6 protein-coding genes are annotated in these 6,389 nt (G+C 36.3%); all 6 read left to right on the top strand.

From position 1 onward, the window contains the following. Window positions 1-489 precede the first annotated feature (489 nt). The 6 genes from rpmH (at window position 490) to mnmG (ending at window position 6,356) form a co-directional block, all read left to right on the top strand. Window positions 490-624, top strand: coding sequence for a 50S ribosomal protein L34 (gene rpmH / locus AC0GLR_RS07335; protein ID WP_014082553.1), 135 nt, complete (start codon window positions 490-492; stop codon window positions 622-624). Window positions 625-688: 64 nt separating this feature from the next. Beyond that, a complete protein-coding gene (gene rnpA / locus AC0GLR_RS07330) occupies window positions 689-1,045 on the top strand; it encodes a ribonuclease P protein component (RefSeq protein WP_495604794.1) in 357 nt (118 codons plus the stop codon). 2 nt (window positions 1,046-1,047) lie between these two features. After that, window positions 1,048-1,884 carry a YidC/Oxa1 family membrane protein insertase gene (locus tag AC0GLR_RS07325; RefSeq protein ID WP_495604793.1) on the top strand — a complete coding sequence of 279 codons (837 nt, stop codon included), beginning with the start codon at window positions 1,048-1,050 and terminating at the stop codon, window positions 1,882-1,884. Window positions 1,885-2,035: 151 nt separating this feature from the next. Next, the gene (jag, locus tag AC0GLR_RS07320) at window positions 2,036-2,827 is read left to right on the top strand and encodes an RNA-binding cell elongation regulator Jag/EloR (protein WP_495604792.1); all 792 of its coding nucleotides are present in this window, start codon (window positions 2,036-2,038) and stop codon (window positions 2,825-2,827) included. A 155-nt stretch (window positions 2,828-2,982) separates the two neighbouring features. Beyond that, entirely contained in the window at window positions 2,983-4,380 is a 1,398-nt protein-coding gene (mnmE, locus tag AC0GLR_RS07315; protein ID WP_495604791.1) for a tRNA uridine-5-carboxymethylaminomethyl(34) synthesis GTPase MnmE, read from the top strand. 32 nt (window positions 4,381-4,412) lie between these two features. After that, window positions 4,413-6,356 carry a tRNA uridine-5-carboxymethylaminomethyl(34) synthesis enzyme MnmG gene (gene mnmG, locus AC0GLR_RS07310; protein WP_495604790.1) on the top strand — a complete coding sequence of 648 codons (1,944 nt, stop codon included), beginning with the start codon at window positions 4,413-4,415 and terminating at the stop codon, window positions 6,354-6,356. Window positions 6,357-6,389: the final 33 nt, after the last annotated feature.

Raw genomic sequence — 6,389 nt, 5'->3', positions numbered from 1 at the left:
GAGATACGAACCTCCTACTTAAAACATAGCAATATTTTAGCATTTAAGAATTAAGTTTTCCACAAGCAAAAGCAACCTGTGTATAAATGTTTCACAGGCAGTTAAAAAGTTATCAACATGCTTGTTAATAACTTTTAGTTTTGCTTAATGTATTTAGATGTTAACAAAATTTGTGGATAATTTTTCAGCGTAACGCCGGGGATTACACGAATTATTATCACTTATTAACAGGCTGTGGATAAAAATAATTACATGTTGTTATCTTGTGTATAAACTGGTTAAAAGTCTGTTATTTTCTTTTAGGGTTATCCACAGTAATTCACAACTTATCTTCATGAAACTTTTTTATAATCCACAGATAGTTACTTTTGTTATTAAAATTTGCTATTTGCTCTTAGACTGTTTTGTGATATTATTAGAAAGAAATACCATTGAAGTATTATAAAATCGATTAAAAAGATTAATCTAAAATATTAAGGAGGGCTCGTAATGAAGAGAACTTACCAACCAAAGAAACGTCACCGTAACCGTGTCCATGGTTTCCGTGCACGTATGCAAACTAAAGGCGGACGTAAAGTATTAGCTCGTCGCCGTCAAAAAGGTAGAAAAGTATTGTCTGCATAGACCACTGACCATTCGGTGGCCTTTTTTATTATGCAAATGTGTGCATTTGGAGAGTAATGTAATAATGAGAAAGTCTTATCGGATTAAAAAAGAAGCTGAATTTCAACAAGTTTTTGAAAAGCATGATTCGGTCGCTAATCGCCAATTTGTGATCTACAAAATGGAGAAACCTGATCAGCCTCATTTTCGGATTGGTGTTTCTGTTGGTAAAAAAATTGGAAATGCAGTTCATCGTAATTGGGTAAAACGACGGATTAGACAGTCTATGACGGAATTAAAACCGAATTTAAGACAAGATGTTGATATTTTAGTGATTGCTAGACCTCGTGCTGATGGTTTATCAATGAAAGAAGTAAAAGCTAGTTTGATTCATGTTTTAAAACTAGCTAAGTTGTTAGATTCAGATTATAGTGAGGAATAAAAGTGAAAAAGTTTAAAAAAATTGCCACTGCACTCATGGCTGTCAGTTTGGTATTCGTTTTGACAGCATGTAGTAATGCACCTATTACCAGCCATAGTACTGGTATTTGGGATGGCTTAATCGTTTATAACTTTTCTCGTGCAATTATTTGGCTCTCAAAAGCATTTGATAATAATTATGGAATTGGAATTATTATATTTACCATTATTGTAAGAATTATTATTTTGCCTTTGATGATTTATCAAACTAAGAGCATGAAGAAAACGACTGAGATTCAGCCGCAATTAAAGGCTCTGCAAAAGAAATACTCATCAAGAGATACTGATACAATGATGAAACTGCAAGCCGAACAGAAAAAGTTGTACAAGGAAGCCGGAGTGCATCCATTTGCAAGTTTGCTACCTATGATTGTGCAATTGCCTATCATTTTTGCTTTGTATCAGGCCATTTGGCGGACACCGGCATTGAAGACCGGTCATTTCTTATGGCTACAACTTGGTAGTCGTGATCCGTACTTCGTTTTGCCAATTCTAGCAGCGCTATTTACTTTCTTTAGTTCATGGTTATCGATGAAATCTCAACCAGAAACAAATGGGATGGCAATGATGATGACGGTCTTTATGCCAATCGTAATTTTCTTTACTGCTTTAAATGTTCCATCAGCTTTGTCACTATATTGGGTGGTTACTAATGCATTCCAAGTAGTACAAACATTGGTTATTCAGAATCCTTGGAAGATGAAACGCGAACGAGAAGAAAAATTACGTGCTAAAAAAGAACATGAAAGAGCAGTTGAAAAGGCTATTCGTCGTGCTAAAAAGAGTCATCGTAAACATTAATTTAGAAATCAATTTAAAAAGTCGTCAGTATTTTACTGGCGACTTTTTTCTTTGGGAAAATTTAATGTTATAAGTAGCCTAAAAGCCTTTATTGTCAGTCTTATTTTGTGCTATGCTAATTAGGTTAGTAATTAACTAGGAGAATTAAATTATGCCAAAATATGAAGGCGCAACTCTAGAAACCGCCATTGAAAATGGACTAAAACAATTAAACATTACCCGTAATGAAGCTGAAATTAACGTGATTAAACAACCAAGTAAAGGATTTTTCGGGTTCTTTAAAAAGCCGGCAATCGTTGAAATCAGTAAAAAGCCAGTAATTGCAAAAACAAGTGAACAGACAACTTCAAAGTCAGATAAAGCAGCTACAAAAGAAGCCAAATCAGCCCCTAAAACCAATTTAACTAAAACAAAAAAAACTTTAAGTAAACCAAAGGCTAGTAATAGCTCAAAACCAAATGAAATGTCTAGTGAAGACCGCTTTGAACGTAATTTTGCAGTAGTCAAAGACCTAGCTAAATATTTGCAAGCGGTCTTGGAACAAATGGGAATCGATGCAACCCTTCAAGTGGATATGCCTAACAACAAGCATGTTTATATTAACTGCGAGACTAATAAGGAAGGGTTGTTAATTGGACGACATGGACGCACTATCAACTCTTTACAACAATTATGCGAATTTTATTTAAATAATCACGGCGTTAATTACGTCGAGGTTGTTTTAGATACTGCTAATTATCGAGAAAGACGGCGTAAAATCTTAGCTGATTTAACACGCAAGACGGCACGTGATGTCGAAGTTACCAACCAACCAGTCCATCTTGATTCAATGCCTGCTTTTGAACGCAAGCAAATTCATGCCGCAATGGAAGATTATGAGGATTTGATTACTTATTCAGTTGGAACTGAACCAAATCGGGAAGTTGTGATTGCACCGCGGTAGTTTCAATTGACAAAGGTAACCTTTCATCATATTATGAAAACAATGAAAGTAACTGAATAGATAAAGTAGTGAAAGTACTTTGTCCCTGTATTGAAAGATACGTGGGGTAGGTACTTTTTTTATGCGATTAATCAAATTAAGAAAGGGGTAAAAAGATGACATTAATAACGACTGATTACGACACAATTGCAGCAGTTTCAACTCCAGCAGGGGTTGGTGGAATTTCAATTGTGAGAATTAGCGGCAACGATGCGCTAAAGATTGCACAAAAAATTTATCGTGGGAAACAACTTGCACAAGTTCCGACTGATACCATCAATTATGGACATATTATCGATCCCTCAAATGATAACAGCGAAGTTGATGAAGTGATGGTATCGGTAATGCGTGCTCCTAAAACTTATACCAAAGAAGATATTATTGAAATTAACTGTCATGGTGGGATTCAAGTGACCAATAAAGTGTTGCAAATTGTGTTACGAAATGGTGCACGAATGGCTGAACCTGGTGAGTTTACCAAAAGGGCTTTTTTAAATGGTCGTATTGATTTATCACAGTCAGAAGCGGTGATGGATTTAATTGATGCGAAAACTGATGAAGCTCGCAAAGCCGCTTTAAATCAATTGGACGGCAATTTATCGGCTGTAATCAAAAAATTACGACAAAAAATTGTTGATGTGTTAGCTAATGTCGAAGTTAATATTGATTATCCAGAATATGATGGTGCTGAAGAAGTAACGTCGAAGCTGATGTTGGATGAAGCACAAGAAATCAAAACTGACATTAATCATTTATTAGATACAGCTCAGCAGGGAAAAGTCCTGCGTGACGGTCTTAATACGGCAATTGTTGGTCGTCCTAATGTTGGAAAATCTAGTTTGTTGAACCGCTTATTACATGAAGAAAAAGCAATTGTAACGGATGTTCCAGGTACAACTCGCGATGTACTGGATGAATATGTCAATGTTGCAGGGGTTCCGCTTCATTTAGTTGATACTGCTGGGATTCGTAATACCGAAGATAAAGTTGAAAAAATCGGAGTTGGTCGTTCTCGTGATGCAATCAAACAAGCTGATTTAGTTTTGTTAGTTTTAAATGCCAATGAGCCATTAACTGATGAAGATCGTGAGTTATTGGAATTAACTCAAGATAACAAACGAATTATTTTATTAAACAAGACGGATTTAGATGAACATTTAGATATCACTGAATTAAAACAAAATTATGGAGCTAGCGAGATTATTAAAACTTCGGCAATTGCTGAAAATGGAACTAAATCGCTAGAAAATACAATTTCTGAGTTATTTTTCACGAAAGGAATTGCGAGTACCCAAAACGACGTGATGGTTACGAATGCACGACACACTAGTTTGTTGCAACAGGCGTTGGATTCCGTACAGACGGTGATTGATGGTATTGAAAATGGTCTGCCAGTTGATATTGTGCAAATCGATCTTCATAGTGCTTGGGATTATTTGGGTGAAATTACTGGGGATAGTTACGATGATGAATTAATGGATCAGCTGTTTGAAAAATTCTGTATTGGAAAATAACAATTGTTTCACATGAAACATTTGGAGGAAAAATGACTGAAAATAAAAATGATGTATTAAAAGAAACCGAGGTTAAGCATACCTATGATGCTGGCGACTACGATGTAATTGTGGTTGGTGCAGGTCATGCTGGATCCGAAGCCGCTCTTGCAGCAGCACGGATGGGACAAAAAACGTTGTTATTAACGATTAGTTTGGAAATGGTTGCATTTATGCCATGTAATCCATCGGTTGGAGGTCCTGCAAAAGGAACGGTTGTTCGAGAAATTGATGCCCTGGGTGGTGAAATGGGTAAAAATATCGACAAAACTTATATTCAAATGAGAATGTTAAATACTGGAAAAGGTCCGGCAGTACAAGCATTACGAGCTCAAGCCGATAAACATGCTTATCATCAGGAAATGAAAAACACAATTGAAAAAGAACCTAATTTGGATTTGCGTCAAGCTATCGTGGATGATTTATTAGTTAAAAATCACAAGATAGAAGGAGTAGTGACTAATACTGGTGCCACTTATCATTCTAAAACAGTTGTAATGGCAACGGGAACTTCTGCCCGAGGGCAAATTTATATTGGTGAATTGCGTTATTCATCTGGCCCTAACAACTCGCTTCCCTCCATCAAATTATCAAAAAACTTGGAGAAAAAGGGATTTAATTTAGAACGATTTAAAACCGGAACACCACCACGAATTAATGGAAATACGATTAATTATGCAGAAACTGAGGAACAACCAGGCGATGCACAACCTCGTCATTTCAGTTACACTACGCCATATAGTGATTATTTATCATTGAGTGATCAAGTTTCTTGTTGGTTGACGTATACTAATCCGAAAACACATAGTTTAATTCGAGATAATCTAGATCGGTCACCATTGTTTAATGGTATTATTGATGGAATTGGGCCTCGTTATTGTCCTTCTCTAGAAGATAAAGTAGTGCGTTTTGCAGACAAAGATCGTCATCAAGTGTTCCTAGAACCTGAAGGAAGAGGAAATGATGAATGGTACGTTGATGGAATGTCTAATTCAATGCCAGAAGAAATTCAACAGGAAATGCTGCATTCAGTTAAAGGGTTGGAAAATGCGCAGATGATGCGTCCGGGTTATGCTATTGAGTATGACATTATTCCACCGCAACAAATGAAACCCAGCATGGAAAGCAAAATAGTAGAAGGACTCTTTACTGCCGGGCAAACGAATGGAACATCAGGTTATGAAGAGGCTGCTGGACAAGGACTGATTGCTGGAATTAATGCTGCACGGAAAGTGCAACATAAAGATCCAGTAATTTTAAAACGTTCAGATGCTTATATCGGTGTATTGTTGGATGATTTGGTTACCAAAGGAACTAACGAACCATACCGACTTTTGACTAGTCGGGCGGAATATCGGTTGTTATTAAGAAATGATAATGCTGATATGCGTTTAACCCCAATTGGTCATGAAATTGGATTGATTTCGGATGAACGATATGCTGAATTTGAAAAGAAGCGTCAATCAATTGAAAACGAAATTACGCGTTTGGAAAACTTGCGAATTAAGCCAAGCGATAAGATTAATCAGTTTGTTGAATCACATGGAGATAAACCGTTGCAAGATGGTATTTTGGCAGCTCAATTTTTACGTCGGCCCTATGTTGATTATGACAAATTGCTAGAATTTATTCCGGCAACTGAAAATAAGTTGGATCCACGCGTGATTGAACAAGTTTCAATTCGGGTAAAATATGCCGGCTACATTAAAAAAGAAGAAGCCAAAGTTGCAAAAATGAAACGGATGGAATCTAAGAAGATTCCAGAAAATATTGATTATGATGCGATTGACGGAATTGCGACTGAAGGAAAACAAAAATTAAAAGAAATTCAGCCGCAAACCATTGCCCAAGCTTCGCGAATTAGCGGAGTTAATCCATCTGACATTGCAATTTTAGGAGTTTATATTCAACAAGGTAAGATTGCAAAAACTAAATAGTATTCAAAAAAATCGTGTAGAAACATTACACGA

This window comes from Fructilactobacillus sp. YLN 2412, assembly GCF_059488745.1.
The sequence above is the reverse complement of the archived record's forward strand: the minus strand, read 5'-3'. Positions and strand labels throughout refer to the sequence as shown.

What these genes read in the sequence shown, in the direction of transcription:
- mnmE (WP_495604791.1), top strand. Translation starts at nt 2,983, where the DNA reads ATGACATTAATAACGACTGATTACGACACAATTGCAGCAGTTTCAACT.
- rpmH (WP_014082553.1), top strand. Translation starts at nt 490, where the DNA reads ATGAAGAGAACTTACCAACCAAAGAAACGTCACCGTAACCGTGTCCAT.
- mnmG (WP_495604790.1), top strand. Translation starts at nt 4,413, where the DNA reads ATGACTGAAAATAAAAATGATGTATTAAAAGAAACCGAGGTTAAGCAT.
- rnpA (WP_495604794.1), top strand. Translation starts at nt 689, where the DNA reads ATGAGAAAGTCTTATCGGATTAAAAAAGAAGCTGAATTTCAACAAGTT.
- jag (WP_495604792.1), top strand. Translation starts at nt 2,036, where the DNA reads ATGCCAAAATATGAAGGCGCAACTCTAGAAACCGCCATTGAAAATGGA.